This is a genomic window from Ensifer sp. ENS10 (assembly GCF_014852025.1).
GTDB lineage: Bacteria > Pseudomonadota > Alphaproteobacteria > Rhizobiales > Rhizobiaceae > Ensifer.
The window spans coordinates 1,385,558-1,410,506 of record NZ_JACVAS010000001.1 but is presented as its reverse complement, the minus strand read 5'-3'; the positions used below and the strand labels follow the sequence as shown (position 1 = coordinate 1,410,506).

General features: G+C 60.6%; 20 protein-coding genes and 4 tRNA genes. 6 read left to right on the top strand and 18 right to left on the bottom strand.

Annotated features, from left to right (window positions below):
- Positions 1–70: 70 nt before the first annotated feature.
- The 9 genes from rpoC to IB265_RS06760 form a co-directional block, all read right to left on the bottom strand.
- Entirely contained in the window at positions 71–4,276 is a 4,206-nt protein-coding gene (gene rpoC / locus IB265_RS06800) for a DNA-directed RNA polymerase subunit beta' (protein ID WP_065376943.1), read from the bottom strand.
- Between the two features lie 183 nt (positions 4,277–4,459).
- Positions 4,460–8,599 (bottom strand): DNA-directed RNA polymerase subunit beta, encoded by a 4,140-nt coding sequence (rpoB, locus tag IB265_RS06795; RefSeq protein WP_113737420.1) that lies wholly within the window; start codon positions 8,597–8,599, stop codon positions 4,460–4,462.
- A 267-nt stretch (positions 8,600–8,866) separates the two neighbouring features.
- The gene (rplL, locus tag IB265_RS06790; RefSeq protein ID WP_057252171.1) at positions 8,867–9,250 is read right to left on the bottom strand and encodes a 50S ribosomal protein L7/L12; all 384 of its coding nucleotides are present in this window, start codon (positions 9,248–9,250) and stop codon (positions 8,867–8,869) included.
- Positions 9,251–9,308: 58 nt separating this feature from the next.
- On the bottom strand, positions 9,309–9,827 hold the full coding sequence (rplJ, locus tag IB265_RS06785; RefSeq protein ID WP_057252170.1) for a 50S ribosomal protein L10: 519 nt from the start codon (positions 9,825–9,827) through the stop codon (positions 9,309–9,311).
- A 331-nt stretch (positions 9,828–10,158) separates the two neighbouring features.
- Positions 10,159–10,857, bottom strand: a complete 699-nt coding sequence (gene rplA, locus IB265_RS06780) for a 50S ribosomal protein L1 (RefSeq protein ID WP_057252169.1) — start codon at positions 10,855–10,857, stop codon at positions 10,159–10,161.
- A 4-nt stretch (positions 10,858–10,861) separates the two neighbouring features.
- On the bottom strand, positions 10,862–11,293 hold the full coding sequence (rplK, locus tag IB265_RS06775; RefSeq protein ID WP_043626293.1) for a 50S ribosomal protein L11: 432 nt from the start codon (positions 11,291–11,293) through the stop codon (positions 10,862–10,864).
- A 206-nt stretch (positions 11,294–11,499) separates the two neighbouring features.
- Positions 11,500–12,030: a transcription termination/antitermination protein NusG gene (gene nusG, locus IB265_RS06770; protein ID WP_034795476.1), complete on the bottom strand. Its 531-nt coding sequence runs from the start codon at positions 12,028–12,030 to the stop codon at positions 11,500–11,502.
- A 16-nt stretch (positions 12,031–12,046) separates the two neighbouring features.
- Positions 12,047–12,247, bottom strand: coding sequence for a preprotein translocase subunit SecE (secE, locus tag IB265_RS06765; protein ID WP_034795473.1), 201 nt, complete (start codon positions 12,245–12,247; stop codon positions 12,047–12,049).
- Positions 12,248–12,445: 198 nt separating this feature from the next.
- Positions 12,446–12,521 (bottom strand) — tRNA-Trp (locus IB265_RS06760).
- Between the two features lie 375 nt (positions 12,522–12,896).
- Here IB265_RS06760 and IB265_RS06755 point away from each other — a divergent pair.
- Positions 12,897–13,307: a GrpB family protein gene (locus tag IB265_RS06755; protein ID WP_309140259.1), complete on the top strand. Its 411-nt coding sequence runs from the start codon at positions 12,897–12,899 to the stop codon at positions 13,305–13,307.
- 15 nt (positions 13,308–13,322) lie between these two features.
- On the opposite strand, the gene tuf is transcribed toward IB265_RS06755, so the two are convergent.
- The 3 genes from tuf to IB265_RS06740 form a co-directional block, all read right to left on the bottom strand.
- Positions 13,323–14,498 (bottom strand): elongation factor Tu, encoded by a 1,176-nt coding sequence (gene tuf, locus IB265_RS06750; RefSeq protein ID WP_034795467.1) that lies wholly within the window; start codon positions 14,496–14,498, stop codon positions 13,323–13,325.
- Positions 14,499–14,771: 273 nt separating this feature from the next.
- Positions 14,772–14,845 (bottom strand) — tRNA-Gly (locus IB265_RS06745).
- A gap of 23 nt (positions 14,846–14,868) precedes the next feature.
- Positions 14,869–14,953 (bottom strand) — tRNA-Tyr (locus tag IB265_RS06740).
- Positions 14,954–15,171: 218 nt separating this feature from the next.
- On the opposite strand from IB265_RS06740, the gene IB265_RS06735 reads away from it, so the two are divergent.
- Positions 15,172–16,047, top strand: coding sequence for an RNA methyltransferase (locus IB265_RS06735; protein ID WP_113479280.1), 876 nt, complete (start codon positions 15,172–15,174; stop codon positions 16,045–16,047).
- Positions 16,048–16,181: 134 nt separating this feature from the next.
- Positions 16,182–16,898 (top strand): AprI/Inh family metalloprotease inhibitor, encoded by a 717-nt coding sequence (locus IB265_RS06730; RefSeq protein ID WP_082615946.1) that lies wholly within the window; start codon positions 16,182–16,184, stop codon positions 16,896–16,898.
- On the opposite strand, the gene IB265_RS06725 is transcribed toward IB265_RS06730, so the two are convergent.
- Positions 16,888–17,139, bottom strand: a complete 252-nt coding sequence (locus tag IB265_RS06725) for a hypothetical protein (protein WP_192494681.1) — start codon at positions 17,137–17,139, stop codon at positions 16,888–16,890. The genes IB265_RS06730 and IB265_RS06725 overlap by 11 nt on opposite strands.
- A gap of 160 nt (positions 17,140–17,299) precedes the next feature.
- The gene (locus tag IB265_RS06720; protein ID WP_192494680.1) at positions 17,300–17,920 is read right to left on the bottom strand and encodes an FMN-dependent NADH-azoreductase; all 621 of its coding nucleotides are present in this window, start codon (positions 17,918–17,920) and stop codon (positions 17,300–17,302) included.
- A 137-nt stretch (positions 17,921–18,057) separates the two neighbouring features.
- On the opposite strand from IB265_RS06720, the gene IB265_RS06715 reads away from it, so the two are divergent.
- Positions 18,058–18,999 (top strand): LysR family transcriptional regulator, encoded by a 942-nt coding sequence (locus IB265_RS06715; RefSeq protein ID WP_057252255.1) that lies wholly within the window; start codon positions 18,058–18,060, stop codon positions 18,997–18,999.
- Between the two features lie 19 nt (positions 19,000–19,018).
- Here IB265_RS06715 and IB265_RS37715 read toward each other — a convergent pair whose 3' ends face one another.
- Both IB265_RS37715 and IB265_RS06705 read right to left on the bottom strand, forming a co-directional pair.
- Positions 19,019–19,261 carry a VOC family protein gene (locus tag IB265_RS37715; RefSeq protein WP_375293051.1) on the bottom strand — a complete coding sequence of 81 codons (243 nt, stop codon included), beginning with the start codon at positions 19,259–19,261 and terminating at the stop codon, positions 19,019–19,021.
- Positions 19,262–19,418: 157 nt separating this feature from the next.
- Positions 19,419–19,494, bottom strand: a tRNA-Thr gene (locus IB265_RS06705).
- Positions 19,495–19,650: 156 nt separating this feature from the next.
- Here IB265_RS06705 and IB265_RS06700 point away from each other — a divergent pair.
- Positions 19,651–20,424, top strand: coding sequence for an NAD kinase (locus IB265_RS06700; protein ID WP_057252257.1), 774 nt, complete (start codon positions 19,651–19,653; stop codon positions 20,422–20,424).
- A gap of 208 nt (positions 20,425–20,632) precedes the next feature.
- Positions 20,633–21,121: a hypothetical protein gene (locus IB265_RS06695; protein WP_110878289.1), complete on the top strand. Its 489-nt coding sequence runs from the start codon at positions 20,633–20,635 to the stop codon at positions 21,119–21,121.
- A 65-nt stretch (positions 21,122–21,186) separates the two neighbouring features.
- Here the strand turns inward: IB265_RS06695 and prfB are convergent.
- Together prfB and IB265_RS06685 are read right to left on the bottom strand one after the other, a co-directional pair.
- Positions 21,187–22,318 (bottom strand): peptide chain release factor 2 gene (gene prfB / locus IB265_RS06690; RefSeq protein WP_112995481.1). Its coding sequence is split into 2 segments (ribosomal slippage): positions 21,187–22,248 and positions 22,250–22,318, totalling 1,131 coding nucleotides; the frame shifts between segments, so codons are not numbered across the junction.
- A 96-nt stretch (positions 22,319–22,414) separates the two neighbouring features.
- Complete coding sequence (locus IB265_RS06685) at positions 22,415–24,868, bottom strand: penicillin-binding protein 1A (RefSeq protein WP_057252260.1); 2,454 nt, start codon at positions 24,866–24,868, stop codon at positions 22,415–22,417.
- Positions 24,869–24,949 lie beyond the last annotated feature (81 nt).

Here is a 24,949-nt window from a genome sequence, read left to right as displayed (position 1 = left end):
GCCGCCGAGATCGCTCTCGGCGGCTTCTTCTTTGTGTGGGTCAGAGGGCGGAATAACCCGCCCTCCCCGCTTATTCGGCTGCAGCGTTCTCGTTGGCGAGATCGGCAAGCATTGGCGTTGCTGCCTCGGCGCCCGTGCCACGACGACGTTCTTCCAGGATCATTTCGTCGCGCGCGGTTGCGATGCGGCGGATCTGGGTCATCGTGCCACCGGTACCGGCCGGGATCAGACGGCCGACGATGACGTTTTCCTTCAGGCCCTGCAGGCCGTCCGTCTTACCAGCGATCGCCGCTTCGGTCAGGACCTTGGTGGTTTCCTGGAACGAAGCCGCCGAGATGAAGGACGGTGTCTGCAGCGACGCCTTGGTGATGCCGAGCAGGACCGGATCGCCGTATGCCGGCTTCTTGCCCTGTTCGATCAGGCCGTCGTTGACGTCTTCGAGCTCGATCCGGTCGACATTGTCACCGACGATGTAGGTCGAGTCGCCGGCATCGGTGATTTCCACCTTCTGCAGCATCTGGCGAACGATGACTTCGATGTGCTTGTCGTTGATGACAACGCCCTGCAGTCGGTAGACTTCCTGGATTTCGTTGACCAGGTAGGAAGCAAGCGCTTCCACGCCCTTGATCGCCAGGATGTCGTGCGGCGCCGGGTTGCCGTCGAGGATGTAATCGCCCTTTTCGATGTAGTCGCCATCCTGAAGATGGAAGGGCTTGCCCTTCGGGATCAGGTACTCGACCGGCTCGACACCGTCTTCCGCCGGCTCGATCAGAACGCGACGCTTGTTCTTGTAGTCGCGGCCGAAGCGAACGGTGCCATCGATCTCAGCGATGATGGCGTGATCCTTCGGACGACGGGCTTCGAACAGTTCGGCAACACGCGGCAGACCACCGGTGATGTCCTTGGTCTTGGCGCTTTCGAGCGGCGAACGAGCGAGAACGTCACCCTGGCTGACCTTCTGGCCGGGTTCGACCGAGAGGATCGCGTCGACCGAGAGCAAGAAGCGGGCTTCGCCGCCGCGCGACAGCTTGGCAACTGCGCCGTTCTTGTCCTTGATGACGATCGCCGGCTTGAGGTCCGTACCACGCGGGGTCGAACGCCAGTCGATAACCTGGCGCTTGGTGATACCGGTCGACTCGTCGGTCGCTTCGAGCACCGAGATGCCGTCGACGACGTCTTCGAAGTGAACGGTACCTTCTACTTCCGTCATCATCGGACGGGTGTAGGGGTCCCACTCGGCGAGACGCTGGCCGCGCTTCACCTTGTCGCCATCGTCGACGAGGATCTTCGAACCATAGGCAACACGCTGCGACGAACGCTCGACGCCACGCTCGTCCAGGATCTGGACCGCCATGTTACGGCCCATCGCGACGAGAACGCCGTCCGAGTTGCGCAGCATGTTGCGGTTCTTGATCTGGACCGTACCTTCGTAGGACGCTTCCAGGAACGACTGGTCGACCACGGTCGCCGTACCACCCAGGTGGAAGGTACGCATGGTGAGCTGGGTGCCCGGTTCACCGATCGACTGTGCAGCGATAACGCCAACCGCTTCGCCCATGTTGACCGGCGTACCACGAGCCAGGTCGCGGCCGTAGCAGACGCCGCAAACGCCCGTCTGGATTTCGCAGGTCAGTGCAGAACGGATGCGGATCGACTGGATACCAGCCTTCTCGATCTCGATGACGTCGGGTTCCAGGATCATCCGGCCGGCATCGACGATGCGAGCGCCCGTGACCGGGTGATCGATGTCGTCCAGAGCCGTACGGCCAAGAATACGAGCGCCAAGCGAGGCCACAACCTGACCGGCGTCGACGATCGCCGTCATTGTGAGACCGTTTTCGGTGCCGCAATCGACGGAGTTGACGATGCAATCCTGCGCGACGTCGACGAGACGACGGGTCAGGTAACCGGAGTTCGCGGTCTTCAAGGCGGTGTCGGCCAGACCCTTACGGGCACCGTGGGTCGAGTTGAAGTACTCGTTAACGGTGAGGCCTTCCTTGAAGTTCGAGATGATCGGCGTCTCGATGATTTCGCCCGACGGCTTGGCCATCAGGCCGCGCATGCCGCCCAGCTGACGCATCTGGTTCGGAGAACCACGGGCGCCGGAGTGCGACATCATGTAGATCGAGTTCATCGGCTTCTGACGACCGTTTTCGTCGAACTCCACCGCCTTAATGCGGGCCATCATTTCGTCGGCGACCTTTTCGGTCGCCTTGCCCCAGGCGTCGACAACCTTGTTGTACTTTTCGCCCTGGGTGATGAGGCCGTCGTTGTACTGCTGCTCGTATTCCTTCACGAGCGCTTCAGTGTCGCCGACGATCTTCACCTTGGTGTCCGGGATGACCATGTCGTCCTTGCCGAACGAAATGCCGGCGCGGCAGGCATGGGCAAAGCCGAGCTGCATGATGCGGTCGCAGAAGATGACCGTGTCCTTCTGGCCGCAGTGACGGTAGACCGCGTCGATCATCTTGGAGATGTTCTTCTTGGTCATTTCCTGGTTGCAGATGTCGAACGGCACGTTGACGTTGCGCGGCAGCAGCTCGCCGATGATCATGCGGCCAGGCGTGGTTTCGTAGATCTTCGAAACCGGGTTGCCCTCGGCATCGACGGTCTTGAAGCGGCCACGGATCTTGGCATGCAGGGTCACGGCCTTGGTTTCGAGCGCGTGATGCAGTTCGCCCATGTCCGAGAACGCCATGCCTTCGCCCGGCTCGTTCTGGTTCAGGATCGACAAGTAGTAGAGACCGAGAACCATGTCCTGCGACGGAACGATGATCGGCGCGCCGTTTGCCGGGTGCAGAATGTTGTTCGTCGACATCATCAGCACGCGTGCTTCGAGCTGGGCTTCGAGCGACAGCGGCACGTGAACGGCCATCTGGTCACCGTCGAAGTCGGCGTTGAAGGCCGTGCAGACGAGCGGATGCAGCTGGATCGCCTTGCCTTCGACCAGGGTCGGTTCGAAGGCCTGGATGCCCAGGCGGTGCAGCGTCGGCGCGCGGTTCAGGAGAACCGGATGCTCGCGGATGACCTCGTCGAGGATATCCCAGACTTCCGGCTTTTCCTTTTCAACGAGCTTCTTGGCCTGCTTGACGGTCGAGGAGTAACCCTTGGCGTCGAGGCGGGCGTAGATGAACGGCTTGAACAACTCAAGCGCCATCTTCTTCGGAAGACCGCACTGGTGCAGCTTCAGTTCCGGACCGGTCACGATAACCGAGCGGCCGGAATAGTCGACGCGCTTGCCGAGCAGGTTCTGACGGAAGCGGCCCTGCTTGCCCTTCAGCATGTCGGACAACGACTTCAGCGGACGCTTGTTGGCACCGGTGATGACGCGGCCACGACGGCCGTTATCGAACAGCGCGTCCACAGATTCCTGCAGCATGCGCTTTTCGTTACGGATGATGATGCCCGGAGCACGCAGTTCGATCAGGCGCTTCAGACGGTTGTTACGGTTGATCACGCGGCGGTAGAGATCGTTCAGATCCGACGTCGCGAAACGGCCACCGTCGAGCGGCACGAGCGGGCGCAGATCCGGCGGGATCACCGGAACGACCTTCATGATCATCCATTCCGGACGATTGCCGGAATCCATGAAGTTCTCGACGATCTTCAGGCGCTTCATCAGCTTCTTCTGCTTCAGATCCGAGGTCGTCTCAGCGAGCTCGGCGCGCAGGTCACCAGCGATCTTCTCCAGATTCATCGAAGCGAGCATTTCATAGATCGCTTCAGCGCCGATCATGGCGGTGAACTGATCTTCGCCGAACTCATCGACGGCGAGCATGTAGTCTTCTTCGCTGAGGAGCTGGTTTTCCTTCAGCGACGTCAGACCCGGCTCGGTCACGATGTAGTTTTCGAAGTACAGAACGCGTTCGACATCCTTCAGCGTCATGTCGAGCAGCGTCGAAATGCGTGAAGGCAACGACTTCAGGAACCAGATGTGGGCGACGGGAGCGGCGAGCTCGATGTGGCCCATGCGCTCACGGCGAACGCGCGACAGCGTGACTTCGACGCCGCACTTTTCGCAGATGATGCCCTTGTACTTCATGCGCTTGTACTTGCCGCACAGGCACTCGTAGTCCTTGATCGGGCCAAAGATGCGCGCGCAGAACAGACCGTCGCGTTCCGGCTTGAACGTACGGTAGTTGATCGTCTCCGGCTTCTTGATCTCACCGTAAGACCAGGAAAGAATCTTCTCCGGCGAGGCGATCGAAATCCGGATGGAATCGAAGGTCTGTGCAGGCACCTGCGGATTGAAAAGATTCATGACCTCTTGGTTCATGCCTGTCTCCTTTACGGGCTTTACGCCCTGAGCTTGGCGAGGGTGCCGACAAATCCCGGGCGCCGGCCCCTGCCCCTTAAACAGCTAAAACCGCATTGGCTGCGGCTCTGTTCCTGCCGAAAACGTCAGCGTCTTCAGGCGGAAACGGTGCGCGCCGCATCGCGGCACGCACCTTGGGTCTCTTTACTCGGCTGCGTCCGGCAACTGTGCACCGCCAGCCTCGTCGACCTTCGAGTTTTCGAGCTCGACCGAAAGGCCCAGCGAGCGCATTTCCTTGACGAGAACGTTGAAGCTCTCCGGAATGCCCGCTTCGAAGGTATCGTCGCCACGGACGATCGCTTCGTAGACCTTGGTACGACCGGCAACGTCGTCCGACTTGACCGTCAGCATTTCCTGCAGGGTGTAGGCCGCGCCGTAAGCTTCCAGCGCCCAGACCTCCATTTCCCCGAAGCGCTGACCGCCGAACTGCGCCTTACCGCCCAGCGGCTGCTGGGTGACGAGCGAGTACGGACCGATCGAACGGGCGTGGATCTTGTCGTCGACCAAGTGGTTGAGCTTGAGCATGTAGATGTAGCCCACGGTCACCTGACGGTCGAACTGATCGCCGGTACGGCCATCGTAAAGCGTCGACTGACCGGTTACCTTCAGGCCCGCCTGCTCCAGCATCTCGTTGACGTCGGCTTCGACAGCACCGTCGAAGACCGGCGTCGCGATCGAAACGCCGCGACGGGTCTGCTCGGCCAGGCGCACGATCGACTCGTCGTCGTACTGCTTGATCGGCTCGCCCTTCGGGCCCGACCCGATGACGCTGTCGATGGTGTCGCGCAGCGGCTGGATGTCGGCGCCTGCCTTGTAGGCATCGAGCATCGCGCCGATCTTCTTGCCCATGCCGGCGCAAGCCCAGCCGAGATGGGTTTCGAGGATCTGGCCGACGTTCATGCGCGAAGGCACGCCGAGCGGGTTCAGAACGACGTCGACATGCGTGCCGTCTTCCAGGAACGGCATGTCTTCGATCGGCACGATACGCGACACGACACCCTTGTTGCCGTGACGGCCGGCCATCTTGTCGCCCGGCTGGATCTTGCGCTTCACAGCGACGAAGACCTTGACCATCTTCATGACGCCCGGAGGCATTTCGTCGCCGCGCTGGACCTTCTCGACCTTGTCCATGAAGCGCTGTTCAAGGCGCGACTTGGATTCGTCGTACTGGGCGCGCAGAGCTTCGATCTCGCCCTGAGCCTTTTCGTCTTCGACGGCGAACATCCACCACTGCGAGCGGGGGTATTCGCTGACGACGAGGTTCGAAAGCTCGGTGCCCTTCTTGAAGCCCTTCGGGCCGGCAACGGCCGTGTGGCCTCGCAGCATGTCGACGAGACGTGCGTAGACGTTACGATCGAGGATCGCCTGTTCGTCGTCGCGGTCCTTGGCGAGGCGTTCGATTTCCTCGCGCTCGATCGCCATCGCGCGTTCGTCCTTCTCAACGCCGTGGCGGTTGAAGACGCGAACTTCGACGACGGTACCGAAGGTGCCCGGGGGCATGCGCATCGAGGTGTCGCGAACGTCGGAAGCCTTTTCACCGAAGATGGCGCGCAGAAGCTTTTCTTCCGGCGTCATCGGGCTTTCGCCCTTCGGCGTGATCTTGCCGACGAGGATGTCACCCGGCTGAACCTCAGCACCGATATAAACGATACCGGCTTCGTCGAGGTTACGCAGCGCTTCTTCCGAAACGTTCGGAATGTCGCGGGTGATTTCTTCCGGACCCAGCTTCGTGTCACGCGCCATCACTTCGAATTCTTCGATGTGGATGGAGGTGAACACGTCGTCGCGCACGATCCGCTCGGAGAGCAGGATCGAGTCTTCGTAGTTGTAGCCGTTCCACGGCATGAACGCGACGAGCGCGTTGCGGCCGAGCGCCAGGTCACCGAGGTCGGTCGACGGACCGTCGGCGATGATGTCGCCCTTGTTCAGAACGTCACCGACGGTAACCAGCGGACGCTGGTTGACGCAGGTGTTCTGGTTCGAACGCTGGAACTTCTGCAGACGATAGATATCGACGCCCGACTTCGACGGATCGAGGTCTTCGGTGGCGCGGATAACGATACGGGTCGCGTCAACCTGGTCGACGACACCGCCACGACGGGCAGCGATTGCTGCGCCGGAGTCGCGGGCAACGACCGGCTCCATGCCGGTACCGACGAACGGCGCTTCGGCGCGCAGCAGCGGCACGGCCTGACGCTGCATGTTCGAGCCCATCAGTGCGCGGTTCGCGTCGTCGTTCTCAAGGAACGGGATGAGCGCGGCCGCGACCGAAACGAGCTGCTTCGGCGAAACGTCCATCAGGTTGATGTTGTCGCGCGGTGCCAGCATAACTTCGCCGGCATGACGGCAAACGACGAATTCTTCCGAGAACGAACCATCGCTCTCGAGAACCGAGTTGGCCTGGGCGACGTGATACTTCGCTTCTTCCATCGCCGAGAGATAGACGACGTCGTTCGTCACCTTGCCGTCAACGATCTTGCGGTACGGGCTTTCGATGAAGCCGTACTTGTTGACGCGGGCGAAGGTTGCGAGCGAGTTGATCAGACCGATGTTCGGGCCTTCCGGCGTTTCGATCGGGCAAATACGGCCGTAGTGCGTCGGGTGAACGTCGCGGACTTCGAAGCCGGCGCGCTCGCGGGTCAGACCACCCGGGCCAAGTGCCGAAAGGCGGCGCTTGTGGGTGATTTCCGAAAGCGGGTTCACCTGGTCCATGAACTGCGACAGCTGCGAGGAGCCGAAGAATTCGCGGACGGCTGCGGCAGCCGGCTTGGCGTTGATCAGGTCCTGCGGCATGACGGTGTCGATCTCGATCGACGACATGCGTTCCTTGATCGCGCGCTCCATGCGCAACAGACCCAGGCGGTACTGGTTTTCCATCAACTCGCCGACCGAACGAACACGGCGGTTGCCGAGGTTGTCGATGTCGTCGATTTCGCCCTTACCGTCGCGCAGTTCGACGAGCATCTTGACGACAGCCAGGATGTCTTCCTTGCGCAGGGTACGGACGGTATCCGCAACTTCAAGGTCGAGGCGCATGTTCATCTTGACGCGGCCGACGGCCGAGAGGTCGTAGCGCTCGGCGTCGAAGAACAGCGTGTTGAACATGGCTTCCGCAGAATCCATGGTCGGCGGCTCGCCCGGACGCATGACGCGGTAGATATCGAACAGAGCGTCCTGACGGTTCTCGTTCTTGTCTACGGTCAGCGTATTGCGGATGTAGGCGCCGACATTGATATGGTCGATGTCGAGAACCGGGATTTCGTCGAAGCCGGCCGACAGAATGACGGGAAGCGTCTTCTCGTCGATCTCGTCGCCTGCTTCGAGGTAGATTTCACCGGTTGCGAAGTTGACGACGTCTTCGGCAAGATAGTTGCCGTAGAGGTCATCATTGGTCGCCTTGAGCGCCTTCAGACCCTTGTCCTGCAACTGACGAAGCAGGCGCGGGGTCAGCTTCTTGCCAGCCTCGACAACGACTTCACCGGTGTCGGCGTCGACCATCTCGGTGATGGCCTTCTGACCCTTCAGGGCATCCGGCTGGAACGGCACGCGCCAGCCTTCGCCGTCGCGCTGGTAAAGCGACTTCGTGTAGAAGGTGTCGAGGATTTCCTCGCCGTCCATGCCGAGCGCCATCAGCAGCGACGACACCGGAATCTTGCGGCGGCGGTCGATACGGGCATGCACGATGTCCTTGGCGTCGAACTCGATGTCGAGCCAGGAACCGCGGTAAGGAATGACGCGTGCTGCGAAGAGCAGCTTGCCCGACGAATGGCTCTTGCCCTTGTCGTGGTCGAAGAACACGCCCGGCGACCGGTGCATCTGCGAAACGATAACGCGCTCGGTACCATTGACGATGAAGGTACCGTTGTCGGTCATGAGCGGCATGTCGCCCATGTAGACGTTCTGTTCCTTGATGTCCTTGATCGACTTCGCGCCGGTATCCTCGTCGATATCGAATACGATGAGGCGCAGCGTCACCTTGAGCGGCGCTGCGTAGGTCAGATCGCGCTGACGGCATTCCTCGACGTCGAACTTCGGCGGCTCGAATTCGTAGGACACGAACTCAAGCATCGATGCGCCCGAGAAATCCTTGATCGGGAAAACGGACTTGAAAACAGCTTGGAGCCCCTCGTCAGGGCGACCGCCCTTGGGCTCTTCAACCATCAGAAACTGGTCGTAAGATGCCTTCTGAACCTCGATGAGGTTCGGCATTTCTGCGACTTCTGGAATTTTACCAAAAAACTTGCGTACGCGCCTGCGACCGTTAAACGAAAGGGTCTGAGCCATCGTCGCTCCTTGTCAATCTTGCATCCGGGCCTGCAACGGACGGGAACCGATGGCCAGTCGACCCCGTCAATCAATGAGTAGTCCAATCTCGTCCAGCTAACGGAAAACGCTCAGCGCGGATTGCTGTGCTGCCTTCCGTTCGAGACCATCCTCTTGAAGAACCCATTACCCAAAAGCCGTTTTTCGACAGGCTTTTGGGTAATATGTTCCAAAAACGGTCAAAGAGAGGCGGCCTGAAAAGGCCACCTCCCCTTGCATGTAGCCGAATTACTTGACGTCAACCTTGGCGCCAGCGTCTTCGAGCTTCTTCTTGAGGTCAGCAGCTTCAGCCTTGGAAACTGCTTCCTTAACCGGCTTAGGAGCGCCTTCGACGAGGTCCTTGGCTTCCTTGAGGCCGAGACCGGTGATGGCGCGGACTTCCTTGATGACGTTGATCTTGTTGGCACCAGCGTCAACGAGGATAACGTCAAATTCGGTCTTTTCTTCTTCAGCAGCAGCAGCAGCACCGCCGGCAGCGCCGCCAGCAACAGCAACAGCTACCGGAGCAGCAGCCGAAACGCCCCACTTCTCTTCGAGCAGCTTGGAAAGCTCAGCAGCTTCCAGAACGGTCAGCGAGGAGAGGTCTTCAACGATCTTTGCGAGATCAGCCATTTTACTTTTCCTTTTGTTCGGTTCGAACTGGTTTTAAATACAACAGCGAAAATCCGCCTTAGGCGGCTTCGTCCTTCTTGGCATAGGCCGAGAACACGCGAGCAAGCTGGCTTGCCGGTGCTGCAACAACCGTTGCGACGCGGGTTGCCGGGGCATTGAGAAGGCCCAGCAGCTTTGCGCGCAGCTCGTCGAGCGAAGGCAGGGTCGCGAGCGACTTGACTGCTTCGGCGTTGAGCGTGGTTGTGCCCATGGCGCCACCGAGAACAACGAGCTTGTCGTTGGTCTTGGCGAAATCCATGACGACCTTAGGAGCCGTGATCGGGTCTTCGCTGTATGCGATCAGCGTCTGACCCTTGAAGAGATTGCTCATCCCTTCCGACTCGGTGCCCTGAAGAGCGATCTTGGCCAGGCGGTTTTTCGCGACTTTGACGGTGCCGCCAGCAGCGCGCATCTTCGAACGGAAGTCGTTCATCTGCGCAACTGTGACACCAGCATAGTGGGCCACGACAACCGAACCGGAAGCCTTGAAGACTTCGTTCAGCTCCGTGACGAATTCGCGTTTTTCCGCTCTTTCCACTGTCTGTCTCCAGTAGGCAGGGTTGCAATACTGCAGCCCCGCCGGGTTTGCCTTTGTCACCCGAGATCGAGCTCGATCCCACGTAACGCTTAAGGATCCTGTCCCTTGGCGTTCCCGGAAGAGCCGGGTCTGACACAAGGCAAGCGAGGTTCGAACCGAATTTCGACGCCTCCGGCGCCATAGCGAAATTCAGATCTTACCCGTCTCATGCAGGCCGAAGTGATTAAGGTAAAACCACCCGCAATCTCGGACAGGAGTTCCGGACTTGACGTCCGGAATTCCCGGCCCCGAAAGGCCGGGAATTTGGTACCGGGCCGAAGCCCGAAAACGATTAAGCGACGCTGAGCGTGGCCGGGTCGATCTTGAGGCCTGGGCCCATGGTCGACGAAATAGCGACGCGCTTGACGTAGTTGCCCTTGGCGCCGGTCGGCTTTGCCTTGATCACTGCGTCTGCGAAGGCACGGATGTTTTCTTCCAGTGCCTTGGCATCGAAGGATGCCTTGCCGATGCCGGCGTGAACAATACCGGCCTTTTCGACGCGGAACTCGACGGCGCCGCCCTTGGATGCCTTGACGGCACCAGCGACGTCCATCGTGACGGTGCCGACCTTCGGGTTCGGCATCATGCCACGCGGGCCGAGAACCTTACCGAGGCGACCGACGAGCGGCATCATGTCCGGGGTTGCGATGCAGCGATCGAAATCGATCTTGCCGCCCTGAACGATTTCGACGAGTTCTTCCGCGCCAACGACGTCAGCACCGGCAGCCTTGGCTTCGTCAGCCTTGGCGCCACGTGCGAAAACGGCGACGCGAACCGAGCGGCCGGTGCCGTTCGGCAGGTTGACGACGCCGCGGACCATCTGGTCGGCGTGGCGCGGGTCAACGCCGAGGTTCATCGCAACTTCGATGGTCTCGTCGAACTTGGCAGTTGCACGTTCCTTGACCATCGAAACGGCCTCGGTGAGACCGTAGATCTTCGTCGGATCGACGCCCTCGCGGGACTTCTGTACACGCTTTGCAATCTTCGCCATGGTCTTAGCCTACCACTTCCAGGCCCATAGCGCGGGCAGAGCCCTCGATCATGGCCATTGCGCCTTCGATATCGGCAGCATTGAGATCCTTCATCTTGGCTTCGGCGATCGACTTGATCTGAGCCTTGGTGAGCTTGCCGGCCGAGCCGCCCTTGCCGGGGGTCTTCGAACCGGACTGGATCTTTGCTTCCTTCTTCAGGAAGTAGCTGACCGGCGGCTGCTTCATGACGAAAGTGAAGGACTTGTCCTGGTAATAGGTGATGACGACCGGGATCGGCATACCCTTTTCCATTTCCTGCGTGGCGGCATTGAACGCCTTGCAGAATTCCATGATGTTAATGCCACGCTGACCGAGCGCAGGACCGATCGGCGGGGACGGATTGGCCGACCCAGCCTTCACCTGCAGCTTGAGCTGGCCTGCAACTTTCTTAGCCATTTCTCTCTGCCTTTCTGAAATCCCTTGCGACGGATCGCACCGGGATCTGTTACGCCGGTTGCCCGGCTTGTTGCCGATCACGGGGATCGGCGGCTGCGGTTGCGTGGTACGGACGATCCGACCCGGCTAAGGTCGCTCCCCTTCCACGCGCATGCGGATTTCTCCGCCAGAACGGGTCGTAACCCGCCCTATCTCTTGAGATCTTCTCAGACCTTCTCGACCTGACCGTATTCCAGTTCGACCGGCGTCGCGCGACCGAAGATCGAAACCTCGACCTTGAGGCGCGAACGCTCTTCGTCGACGTCCTGAACGACGCCGTTGAACGAGGCAAACGGACCATCCGAAACGCGGACCTGCTCGCCGATCTCGAACGAGACCGACGGCTTCGGACGCTCGACGCCATCCTGGACCTGACCAAGGATGCGCTCAGCCTCATGGTCCGGAATCGGAACCGGCTTGCTGTCGGTACCGAGGAAACCCGTTACTTTCGGCGTATTCTTGATGAGATGGAAAGCCTCATCCGTCAGATTGGCGCGAACCAGAACGTAGCCCGGGAAGAACTTGCGCTCGGCGTCGACCTTGCGGCCACGACGCACTTCGACAACCTTCTCGGTCGGCACGAGAATCTTCTCGAACAAATGCTCGAGACCCTTCTGCTTGGCCTTTTCTTCGATCGATTCAGCGACCTTCTTTTCGAAGTTCGAATAGGCGTGAACAATATACCAGCGCGCAGCCATACTACCCTCCACCCAATCAAGCGCCAACGTTGAGGATGAGGCCGATCGCCCAACCCATCAACTGGTCCGCAGCAAAGAAGAAGGCAGCGGCAAAAAAGACCATGACAAAGACCATCAGCGTCGAGATCATCGTCTCGCGCCGAGAAGGCCAAGTCACTTTCGACGTCTCCGAGCGAACCTGCTGCAGAAACGTTACCGGATTCGTTTTGGATGCCATGTAATGCTCACGCCATTACGGCGCGTAAAGCCGATGATTCAGCCCCACGCACCGCGTGTCTGTTTGGACCCTACATAAAGACCGATTCTGAAAACCACAAGAGCCAATCAGTCTTTTTTGTGAATTTCGTCGACCGGGTCACCGGTCCTTAAGCTTTAGTTTGCCGTCCCCTCAGCCTTTATGCAAGCGCGAGAGAAATGGCAGGGGCAGAGGGGCTCGAACCCCCGACCTGCGGTTTTGGAGACCGCCGCTCTACCAACTGAGCTATACCCCTATTCAGCTGCGCCTTCGTCTAACGACGCGTCGCCGCCTCAAGTCAGCGGCTTAATATTCAGTTTGCCGGAGGATGACAAGCACCTTTCACCGAAGAAGCGAAAAAATCCTCATCGAATTGCAACAACCCCCTGCCCTGCCGCCTCCGGCGTCACGAACGGGCGCAAGTCATTGTCGAGCCTGCCGTAATTCCCGCGGCGCGCGAAGTCGGGAATCCGCTATCCTGCCGGCAATTGCCGGGAGCCGAATCATACGTCGCGCATCACGCTGGCCGAATACGGTCCCTGCTGGCTTTGTTGTTTGAAGAGCGAGCCTCAGAGATCGCGACGCTGCTTCACCCTTCGTCCGCGAGGTCCATCACATCGGCAGCACCGCAGTGCCCGGATTGCCGGCGAAGCCGAAGATCGATATCGATGCGGTCATCGCGGATCTGAGAAGGCTGCCGGAGCTGACTGCGCGCCTTCGCAGCATCGGCTACACCTTTCACCGCGATCCGCACGCAAGCGGCCTCTGGACCTTCACCACCGATACGCGCCCCTACGGCACGCGCCTCTATCTTTGCTCTGGCGACAACGCCGCTCATGCGGCACGCCTCCTCTTCCGCGACCAGTTGCGTGAACGGCTGGACTATGCCGAGCGATACGAGACGCTGAAAAAGCGGCTTGCCACAGACGCCAATGGCGATTGGGATATCTACACCCACGGCAAGCGCGACTTTATCGATGAAGTCCTGGCAGCTCCTGCAACGAAAAAGGCCCCGCCGTTGCCAGCGGGGCCTCTCTACTGATCTGAAACCAGCAGATTACTCGACGATCGAGGCTACGATGCCTGCGCCGACGGTACGGCCGCCTTCGCGGATCGCGAAGCGCAGCTTTTCTTCCATCGCGATCGGAACGATCAGCTCGACGGCAACGGTGACGTTGTCGCCCGGCATGACCATTTCCGTGCCTTCCGGCAGCGTCACGATGCCCGTCACGTCCGTCGTGCGGAAGTAGAACTGCGGACGGTAGTTCGTGAAGAACGGCGTATGACGGCCGCCTTCTTCCTTCGTCAGGATGTAGGCTTCGGCCATGAACTTCTTGTGCGGCTTGACCGAACCCGGCTTGCACAGGATCTGGCCACGCTCGACACCGTCACGGTTAACACCACGGATCAGCGCGCCGATGTTGTCGCCGGCCTGGCCCTGGTCGAGCAGCTTGCGGAACATTTCAACGCCCGTAACCGTCGTCTTCGACGTGTCGCGGATGCCGACGATTTCAACTTCTTCGCCGACCTTGACGATACCGCGCTCAACGCGACCGGTCACAACCGTACCACGGCCCGAAATCGAGAACACGTCTTCGATCGGCATCAGGAACGGCTGGTCGATCGGACGCTCCGGCGTCGGGATGTAGGCGTCAACAGCGGCCATCAGCTCGCGGATCGCATCTTCGCCGATCTTCTTGTCCGAATCTTCCAGAGCAGCAAGCGCCGAGCCCTTGATGATCGGAATGTCGTCGCCCGGGAATTCGTAGGACGACAGAAGTTCGCGAACTTCGAGTTCGACGAGCTCGAGAAGCTCGGCGTCGTCAACCTGGTCGACCTTGTTGAGGAACACGACGATTGCCGGAACGCCAACCTGGCGGGCGAGCAGGATGTGCTCGCGGGTCTGCGGCATCGGGCCGTCAGCAGCCGAGCAAACCAGGATCGCGCCGTCCATCTGAGCCGCACCGGTGATCATGTTCTTGACGTAGTCGGCGTGGCCGGGGCAGTCAACGTGAGCGTAGTGACGGTTCGGCGTCTCGTACTCAACGTGGGCCGTCGAAATGGTGATACCACGGGCCTTTTCTTCCGGCGCAGCGTCGATCTGGTCATACGCCTTGAACTCGCCGAAGTACTTCGTGATCGCTGCGGTCAGCGACGTCTTGCCATGGTCAACGTGGCCAATCGTGCCAATGTTAACGTGCGGCTTGTTGCGCTCAAATTTGCTCTTTGCCATGGGTACGTTTCCTGTGGTCAAGTATGAATGATCAGCCGGCAGGGCCGGTTTGTGGAGCCGTTTAAGGGTTTCAGGGGATTTGCGCAAGACTTAATTGCGTACGCCCGGACCGGTCGCCGACGGCCTTTTCCTGCCGATATGTAAGAACGCTGAAGCGCCGACACAAGGGCAGGCATGCGCGAATCACGGATCGCTCCGCAAGCAAGACAAACAATGACTTACCGCGAAGCGTTGGAGCATCGGATTAATTCGGATAAGGAGGCTGTTCGCTGCTGGAGCGGGTAGCGGGAATCGAACCCGCGTATTCAGCTTGGAAGGCTGCTGCTCTACCATTGAGCTATACCCGCGGGCCTTCGATCCAGAAGCAGAATGGTGGAGGGAGTTGGATTTGAACCAACGTAGGCTGAGCCAACGGATTTACAGTCCGTCCCCTTTAACCACTCGGGCATCCCTCCATTATTCTGTCGGGATCTTTCGACCAAGCATTTGAGATCGTGAGACAACCAGCGACGCGTCGTTGCCGCCTCTCGATCTGTGGCCGGGTATATGACCGCCCTCTTTCCTCCTGTCAACACGGGTCAGTGGAAAATTTCCGAATTTCTCCACAGCGACAATTCCGGACCGCTCATCGAAAACCATTTCGCCACGCCTGCAACCCCTCTATAAGACGCCCATGAGCAAAGATCACACCGGCGACAAGAGCGCCAAGGACACCCATTACGCCAACCTCAGGCGCGCCCACCGCGACGCCAAGCGGGAACGCGGCGAAATCCCAACGCCAAAACACGAGAAGCGCCGCAAGGCGCCGGCCGACTGGAAGCCACCGCAGCTCGCGCCCGAGCAGGTTCTGCTCTACGGCCTGCATACGGTTCGCGCCGCCCTCGACAATCCGGCGCGCCAGTTCGTTCGCCTCAGCGTGACGCCGAACGCCGCTGCAAGATTGGAGCTCGACGAGCTTTCGGCCCTGCCCTTCCCGGTCGAAACCGTGACGCCGCAGGATCTCGACAAGATCCTCGGCCCCGATGCGATCCACCAGGGCGTGATGCTCGAGACGCGCCCCTTGCCGCATCGCAAGCTCGAAGCGCTTCGCGACTGCCCGCTGATTCTGGTGCTCGACCAAGTGACGGATCCGCACAATGTCGGCGCCATCATGCGTTCCGCCGTCGCCTTCGATGCCGGTGCGTTGATCACCACCATGCGCCACAGCCCGACCGAATCGGGCGTTCTCGCCAAATCCGCCTCGGGCGCGCTGGAAATGATTCCCTATATCCAGATCACCAATCTTGCGGATGCCATCGAAGAACTCCATCGGCTGGGCTTCCAGACGATCGGCCTCGATTCGGAAGGACCGCAGCCGCTTGAAGGAACATTCAGCGGTGAGAAGATCGCGCTCGTTCTCGGCTCCGAGGGCAAGGGACTGCGGCAGAAGACCCGTTCGATCGTGACCGACCTTGCCCGCCTCGACATGCCGGGCGCGATCAAGTCGCTGAACGTGTCGAACGCGGCAGCAATCGCCATGTATGCCGCGCGCCAGTTCCTGAACCGCTGACATCCACGCGCAGCCGGCCGCCCATGGCGACGACCAAGCGGGCGACGGCGTCATCCCACACTGCTGCAAGGGCTGGCGCATTGACGCGAAAATGTGACTGTGGAAATCTCCGCGCGTTGGGATCGGAGAGCTCCATGGTTGTCGCAGTTGCGTCACGCGTTCCTATGTTTCGGCTGCTCGTTCTGGGTGCAGTCTGCCTCGGTTCACACACCGCCTTCGCCGCCGGCGACATCGATCCCGGGATCATCGCGGCGCAGGCGGGCGACTATCTGGTCGCGCCGCTCGATGGCGCCGAAGGATGCAAGCTCACCCTCACCGCCGATGAGGCGATCGGCGGCTACGCAGTTACCGGAGCCGAGGGTTGCGCCAAGAGTGTGCCAACCCTTGCCGACGTCGCCGCCTGGAATTTCGACGGGAACGGCGGCCTGCTGCTGATCGACGTCCTGCGAAAAGTCCATGCCCGCTTTGAAGAGAGCGAGGGATCCCCGCTCCTGACGAACGGCGAGGACGGGCCTCGACTGGCCCTCGTAACCGCGGTGGACGGCATCTCGCATCTGCCGGCGCCGGCAAACATGAAAGGCGCGTGGCAGATGAAACGGCCGGGCGGAACCGCCATCTGCCATGTGCGCTTTAAGGAGGCTGCCGACAGTGACGGCAATTTTGCACTGTCCGTCGAAGAGCCATGCGATAGCGCCGTCAGAAAATTGAAACTGAAGAGCTGGACGGCGAACGGCCTTGGCATAACCCTGCTCGGCGAAGACGGCAGCTCGCTCGCGTTCACCGCCACACCTTCCGGCTTCGAAAAAGACCGTAATGAGGGCGGCAAGCCGCTGCTCCTCGTCAGAAACTGACCAATTGCCCCGTAGGGCTCAGCGGCGCGCTCATGCCGGCCGCCGTCGGGCAGCCGTCGCGCAGCTTCTTCCAGGTGGAGACGTTGAGGTTCATTTCGCAGCGCGCCATATAGACGTTGCCGTCGACCCTTAGGCAGGCGATCTGTCCGAGCTCATATTTCGAACCGTCGCGGTTGCGGCACGTGCAATTGTGTGCGCGCGCCGCGTCGGCGGCGAGCAGTGCAGCCACCGCAGCGGTCATGCCCAACAGAATTGTCCGCCGGTCCACCATCGATGCATTATAAAGCAGATTGTGAAATCCCAAAACGGACAATGCCGGCTGCGTTTGCAACCGGCACCGTCCGCACGCAGGGCCTGGGCCCCTCCACCGGATCACGTCAGTGACCCGCTGAACCTATATGTTAGCTCGCCAGGCGAAGGACGTTGCCTTCCGCGATGGTCTTTTCAGCCTCAGCGATCGCAAACTGCTTGGAATCGGCGCTGAGGTTGAGACCTTCGGCACGGACAAATTCCACATCTGTGACGCCCAGGAAGCCGAAGACCGTCTTCAGGTAGGATTCCTGGTGGTCCATGACGGCGGCCGGGCCGGCGGAGTAGTGACCGCCGCGGGTCGAGGCGACGATGATCTTCTTGCCCTTGGCGAGGCCTTCCGGACCATTTTCGGTGTAGCGGAACGTCTTGCCGGAGACGGCGATGCGGTCGATCCAGGCTTTCAGCTGGCTCGGGATGCCAAAGTTGTACATCGGGGCACCGATGACGACCGTGTCGGCCGCCAGGAATTCTTCGAGCATGTCGCGGCCAAGCTTGACGTCGGCGGCAAGGTCGGCATCCACGCCTGCGAGATCGGTGGGAGCCATGATCTGGGCGCCGGTCAAATGCGGGAGCGAGCTGGCGGCGAGGTCACGATAGGTTACGGTGGCATCCGGGCGGTCAGCCTTGATCTGAGCGGCGAGTGCCGCCGTCAGGCGACGGGAAACCGAGTGATCGCCGAGGATACCAGAGTCGATATGAAGAACGTTCATGGGAACACCTTTGTGTTTGCGTTGCGGTGCTCCACATATGAGGGGAAAACAATCGACCGATAAGCCAGTGGATATTTGACATACTGTTTCCAGACGGAAACAATCGGGCAAAGCATCCGGACCTCGGAGACAGGACAATGCAGGATCTGAACGATCTCGGGCTCTTTGCCGCCGTCGTGCGCAACAACGGCTTCAGCGCTGCCGCACGCGATCTCAATATACCCAAATCCAAACTCAGCAAACATGTGGCCCGCCTCGAGGAACAGCTCGGCGTGCGGTTGCTTGAACGTTCGACCCGCAAGCTGCGTGTCACCGACATCGGCCGGGTTTTCTATGAACATTGCCAGGGGCTGCTCGACGGCGTCGCGGCCGCCGAAGCCGAAATTGCGGCGGTGCGGGCTGAACCTTCGGGCACCGTCAGGCTCGCCTGCCCACTCGGCTTCACCCCGATGCTCGCGGATATCCTGCCGGCGTTTCACCGGCGTTATCCCGGCGTGCGGCTCCTGATCACCGCCACGAACCGGCGCATCGACCTGATAGAAGAACGGATCGACGTGGCGCTCCGCGCCCGCGGCCAGCTCGATACCGACAATCAGCTGATCATCCGCAAGTTCGGCGAGGTTCGCGAGCGGCTCGCCGCCAGCCCGACGTTCCTTGCCCGCTCGGGCGACATCACAATCGACAACCTCAGCCAGCAGGCGACGCTGTCGATGAACGAACAACACCCGACCGACGTCTGGCGGCTCGTCTCATCCGACGGAAACACGACGGAGATCTCCCATCGTCCGATCATCGGCTGCAGCGACTTCCTGATCCTCGAACGCGCCGCGATCGAAGGCATGGGCGTGGCGCTGTTGCCGGACCATATCTGCGAGCGTGCCTTCCGCGCCGGCGTGCTCGTGCCAGTGCTTCCGGAATGGACCTCGAACGACGTCGTGGTGCACCTCGTCTTCCCGTCTCGCCAGGGCATGCTGCCAGCGACCCGGGCACTGATCGACTATCTCGCCGAAAACCTTCTCAACGCCCTGCAGAAATGCCGGGAGGTTCCGATGCGCATGGCCCCCTCGTTCGACATCTGACATCGCGAGGCAGTCCCGCTCAGCACCGGCAAATCATCAAGACATTGCCGTCGGGGTCGCGGATCGTGAACCATTGCTCGAATTGCACCGGCGTGACGATCTCGACACCGAGGGCGACCGCGTGATGATGTGCTGCAGCCACATCTTCGGTATCGAAATGAAAGAGCGGCGCATCCTGCGGCCTCCCGAGAGCGAATATTTCCGCATCGAGAATCAATCGTGCGCCGCTACCCTTTGGAAAGACCGCGAGGTGGCCGTGCACGGTTTCCGGTTCGTCGACCTGGATCGGCTCGCCCGTTTTTATGGCGATCCTTGCTGAACGTGATTGACTGCTCAATTCGCAGCTTCGCCCCGCGTCTCAAATCCGAATGCGGTTAAAGCTTCAAAAAATGCGCGATTTCAGCAGAAAAAGGCAGATGTGGTGCCCCCAGAGAGACTCGAACTCCCGACCTACTGATTACAAATCAGCCGCTCTACCAACTGAGCTATAAGGGCACTTGCTGCGGTGGGAGTTACCATAATCTCATCCGGTGTAAAGCAAAATTGCGAATTCTCCCAATTTTTCAGATGCGTTCGGCTTCGGGCCATGCCAGAAACGATAGACAGAGATCGCCGCAAGCGGCATGCAACGCATCGAACGGACTAGAGTTGATGGCCCGAACGTTCAATTCCTTCGCCTTCCTCGCCTCTTCTGCGGAGGAGGCGCAAAAGGCTGCGGCTGATCTCAAGGCGATCTATGGTGACAACGATCCGGCGAAGGCCGACGTGATCGTGGCGCTCGGCGGTGACGGCTTCATGCTGCAGACGCTGCACCAGACCATGAACAGCGGCAAACTGGTCTACGGCATGAACCGCGGCTCCGTCGGCTTCCTGATGAACCGCTACAGCACCGAGAACCTGACGGACCGCATCTGCCAGGCAGTCGAGAACGCGTTCCATCCGCTGGAGATGCAGACGACCGACGTCTACGGCGAGAGCTTCACGGCGCTTGCGATCAACGAAGTCTACCTCTTCCGCCAGTCCTATCAGGCTGCAAAGCTTCGCGTCCTCATCGACGGAAAGACAAGGCTCCAGGAGCTGACCTGCGACGGCCTGCTGGTGGCGACACCAGCAGGTTCCACCGCCTACAACCTCTCCGCTCACGGCCCGATCCTGCCACTCGAAGCACCGCTTCTGGCCATGACGCCGGTCAGCGCCTTCCGTCCACGCCGCTGGCGCGGCGCGCTCTTGCCGAACCATGTCACGGTCGAGATCGAAATCCTGGAAGCCGACAAGCGGCCGGTGAACGCCGTGGCGGACCATCAGGAAGTAAAGTCGGTGGTCAAGGTGCGGATCGCCGAATCGGAGAACATGACGGCGCGCATCCTCTCGGATCCCGATCATTCCTGGTCGGACCGCATCCTAGCCGAGCAATTTTCGAACTGAACGCACGTTCTCCGCGCGGTATGTTATGATCCTCCATGGCTCGTTTTCCGACGGCTAATGCATGTTTCCTTTAATCGTACCCGATTAAAGGACAAAAACATGCAGCAATTCAAAGTGCTACAGCGACCTTTGCGCGTCTGAAAAGACGCGCGGCGCTGTAGGAGCGAGGCGGCAGCGGAGCTGCGGTTTGAAAGGACGACAATCCCCAATGCAAAGATCCGCCCTCCTCGCGCTCCTCCTGTTCGTGAGCACCGCCGGCGCCAAGGCCGAGGACGCCAACGTCGTGCCGCCGCAGGCTACCTTTGTCACGAGCACCGGCTACTGGGAGGAAAGCGGAGCGCCGCTTTCATCACTCGACCCCAATGCCGCCGCCGAGAAGCAAAGCGACGCCCGCCGCGGTTACTACAAGCTGATCGCGCTTCGCCAGACGGATGGCACCGCACAGGTCCATCTGCAGCAGATCGAAGCGACGCCAGCCGGACCGGTGGTGGTTTCCTCGGCGGAGCTCGAAGAGTTCTCGGCGCTCAAGGCCTATGTCACCGACATTCGCCCGGAGACCTCAACCGGCGTCACCGCGCAGCCGGGCATGTTCGCGACCGTCTATCTGAAGACAGATCCGACCGCCCGCGAACCGGAGACCTGGACCGTGCTCATCGATGATCTCGGCGACATCAAGGTCGAGCGCGCTTCGAACTGAGCAAAAGAAAAGGCCGGGTGCGAACCACCCGGCCTTCTTCAATTCAAGAACTCTCGCAGCGACGCTTAGTTCAAATCGTCGACGACTGCATCCGCGCCACCGCTGACACGGTGCGCAAGCGCCGCCTCCATGAACTCGTTGAGCTCGCCGTCGAGCACATCGCCCGGTGCGGTGCTCTCGACCCCGGTGCGCATGTCCTTGACCAGCTGGTAAGGCTGCAGAACGTAGGAGCGGATCTGGTGGCCCCAGCCGATATCCGTCTTTGACGCAGCCTCGGCGTTTGCCGCCTCTTCGCGCTTCTTCAACTCCGACTCGTAGAGACGCGCACGCAGCATGTCCCAGGCCTTGGCCCGGTTCTTGTGCTGTGAGCGCTCCTGCTGGCACTGCACGACGATACCGGACGGCATATGCGTAATACGCACAGCCGAGTCGGTCGTGTTGACGTGCTGGCCACCGGCACCAGACGACCGGTAGGTGTCGATGCGGCAGTCACTCTCGTTGATGTCGATCTGGATCGAATCGTCGACCACCGGGTAGACCCAGATCGACGAGAACGAGGTGTGGCGGCGCGCATTGCTGTCATAGGGCGAAATGCGAACGAGGCGATGCACGCCCGATTCGGTCTTCAGCCAACCATAGGCATTGTGGCCCTTGACGAGCAGCGTCGCAGACTTGATGCCGGCTTCTTCACCGTCCTGGATTTCAAGAAGCTCGACCTTATATCCCTGGCGCTCGGACCAACGGGTGTACATGCGCAGAAGCATGTTGGCCCAGTCCTGGCTTTCGGTGCCGCCGGCGCCGGAATGCACTTCGAGATAGGTGTCGTTCTGATCGGCCTCGCCAGAAAGCATGGCCTCGACCTGCTTCTTGGCCGCTTCGTTGCGCAGTTCACGCAGCGCCTGTTCGGCATCCGCGATGATCGCCGCGTCGCCCTCTTCCTCGCCGAGCTCGATGAGTTCGATGTTGTCGTTGAGCTGCTGCTCGAAGCGGCGCAGGCCATTGATGCCGTCGTCGAGTTGCTGGCGCTCGCGCATCAGCTTCTGTGCTTCCGAAGCATCGTTCCACAAGGTCGGATCTTCCGCCTTGTTGTTCAACCAGTCCAGTCGTCTTACCGCTTGATCCCAGTCAAAGATGCCTCCTCAGCAGGCTTATGGCCTGCTTGATTTCGTCGACAATGTTCTCGATTTCGCTGCGCATAATCCTGCTTCTTGTGAACCCGATATGAAATTGAGCGTCAAATAGCGATGCCCGCCGCTGATGTAAAGGCGGCGGGCATCGCGAGAGGGGAAAGGCTTAGAACAGACCGTTGGAGCCCGAGGTCACCGCCTGGTTCGCCTGCGGCGAGTTCTTCAGGATTTCCTCTGGCGGCACGTATTGATCGAGCCCGCCGATGACCGAGAAGGTGTCAGCCGGGCCGGTGCCGGGCTTGAAGGCCTCGATGATCGTGTCCGGCTCACCCTCTTGGGCGGCCATGCCGGTCTTGCGGTTGACGGCGACCATGCTCATGCCCTCGGGCACAACGAACTTGCTCGGGCGGGTGTCCTTGACGGCTTCCTGCATGAAGTCGTTGAAGATCGGCACCGCGAGGCTGCCGCCGGTGGCACCGCGGCCGAGCGGGGCCGGATTGTCGAAGCCGAGGTAGAGGCCGGCAACCATGTCGGGCGTGTAGCCGACGAACCAGGCGTCCTTTTCGTCATTTGTCGTGCCGGTCTTGCCGGCAACCGGACGATCGAGCTTGATCTTGCCGGCGGCCGTGCCGCGCAGCACCACGCCCTCCATCATCGACGTGATCTGGTAGGAGGTCATGGGGTCGAGCACCTGCTCGCGATTGTCGGTCAGGACGGGTTCTTCCTGGCTCTGCCAGTCGCCCGCGTTGCAGTTGTCGCAGGTGCGGTCCTCATGCCGGAAAATCGTCTTGCCATAGCGGTCCTGAATACGGTCGATCAGCGACGGCTTGATCTGCTTGCCGCCGTTGGCGAGCACCGAATAGGCCGAGACCATACGCAGAACCGTCGTTTCGCCGGAGCCCAGCGACATCGCGAGCAGCGGCGGCATCTTGTCGTAAATGCCGAAGCGTTCGGCATATTCGGCGACCAGATTCATGCCCATGTCGTTGGCGAGGCGAACCGTCATCAGGTTGCGCGATTTCTCGATGCCGAGGCGCAGCGTCGACGGACCGGCGGAGCCGCCGCCATAGTTTTCAGGACGCCAGACCTGACCGCCCGCGACGATTTCGATCGGGGCATCGAGAATGACCGATGCCGGCGTGTAGCCGTTGTCGAGTGCTGCGGCGTAGACGAAGGGCTTGAAGGACGAACCCGGCTGACGCATCGCCTGCGTCGCGCGGTTGAATTCCGACTGGCCATAGGAGAAGCCACCGACCATCGCCAGGACGCGGCCGGTCTTCGGATCCATCGCGACGAGACCACCCTGCACCTTCGGCGGCTGGCGCAGGCGATATTCGCCCTTTTCGGCGAGCGGCTCAACGTAGACAACGTCGCCGGCGCCGAAGACGCCTTCGGGGGATTTCGCCGACTTGCGGTCGCCAGTCGCCGAACGGTAGGCCCACTGCATGTTCTTGGCGGAGATGTGTCCGGTGACGCGCTCGGCCACGATTTTGCCCGATGCTTCCTTCTCCGGCTGGATGCCGATCTCGGCGCCCTGTGCGTCGACTGAGAGAACAACGGCGAGCTTCCACTCCGGCACGTCGCTGAAGGCGACGACGGCACCAAGCGGCTCACCCCAATCGCCACCGATCTCGATCGACTTCACCGGACCATGGAAGCCGCGGCGCTCGTCGTAGGTCAGCAGACCCGCCTGCAGCGCCTTGCGGGCCGCGATCTGCAGACGCGGATCGAGCGAGGTGCGAACCGACAGGCCGCCCTCATAGAGCGCGTTGTCGCCGTATTTCTGAATGATCTGCCGGCGGACTTCCTCGGCGAAGAAATCGGAGGCGAAGAGATGCGCGCCGCCGCGGCGCGGGTTGACACCGAGCGGCTGCTTCTTGGCTTCTTCGCCGTCGGCCTTGGTGACGTAGCCGTTCTCGACCATGCGGTCGATCACCCAGTTGCGGCGTTCGATGGCGGCTTCGGTCTTGCGGAACGGATGGTAGTTGGCCGGTCCCTTCGGGAGCGCTGCGAGATAGGCGGTCTCGGCAATGGTAAGCTCGGTTACCGACTTGTCGAAATAGGTCAGCGCCGCACCGGCAATACCGTAGGAATTCAGGCCGAAGAAGATCTCGTTGAGATAGAGTTCAAGGATCCGGTCCTTGCTGTAGGCCTGCTCGATGCGGAACGAAAGGATCGCTTCCTTGACCTTGCGGTCGATCGTCTGGTCCGAGCTCAGCAGGAAGTTCTTTGCCACCTGCTGCGTGATCGTCGATGCGCCAACCGGGCGACGGCCGGAACCGAAGTTCTGCAGGTTCACCGCGATAGCGCGGGCGAGACCTGTGATATCGACACCCGGATGCTGGTAGAAGTTTTTGTCTTCGGCGGAGATGAAGGCTGCCTTGACGCGATCAGGAATCGCCTGGATCGGCAGATAGAGACGCCGCTCACGGGCATATTCCGCCATCAGCGCGCCATTGCCGGCATGAAAGCGCGTCGTTACAGGCGGCGAGTATTTCGCCAGCACCTCGTAGTCCGGTAGATCCTTGGTGACGACGCCCAGATAAAGCGCCACGGCTCCAGCCACGCCAAGCAGCAGAAACGCACCAATCCCGAAGAAATATCCAATCAGCCTGATCATCAGTCAGATACCGGTACCTTAATTATCGTTCAATTGCCGGACCGCCGAGCGACAGTCCATGCTCTGTCCCGCCGGCTTAAT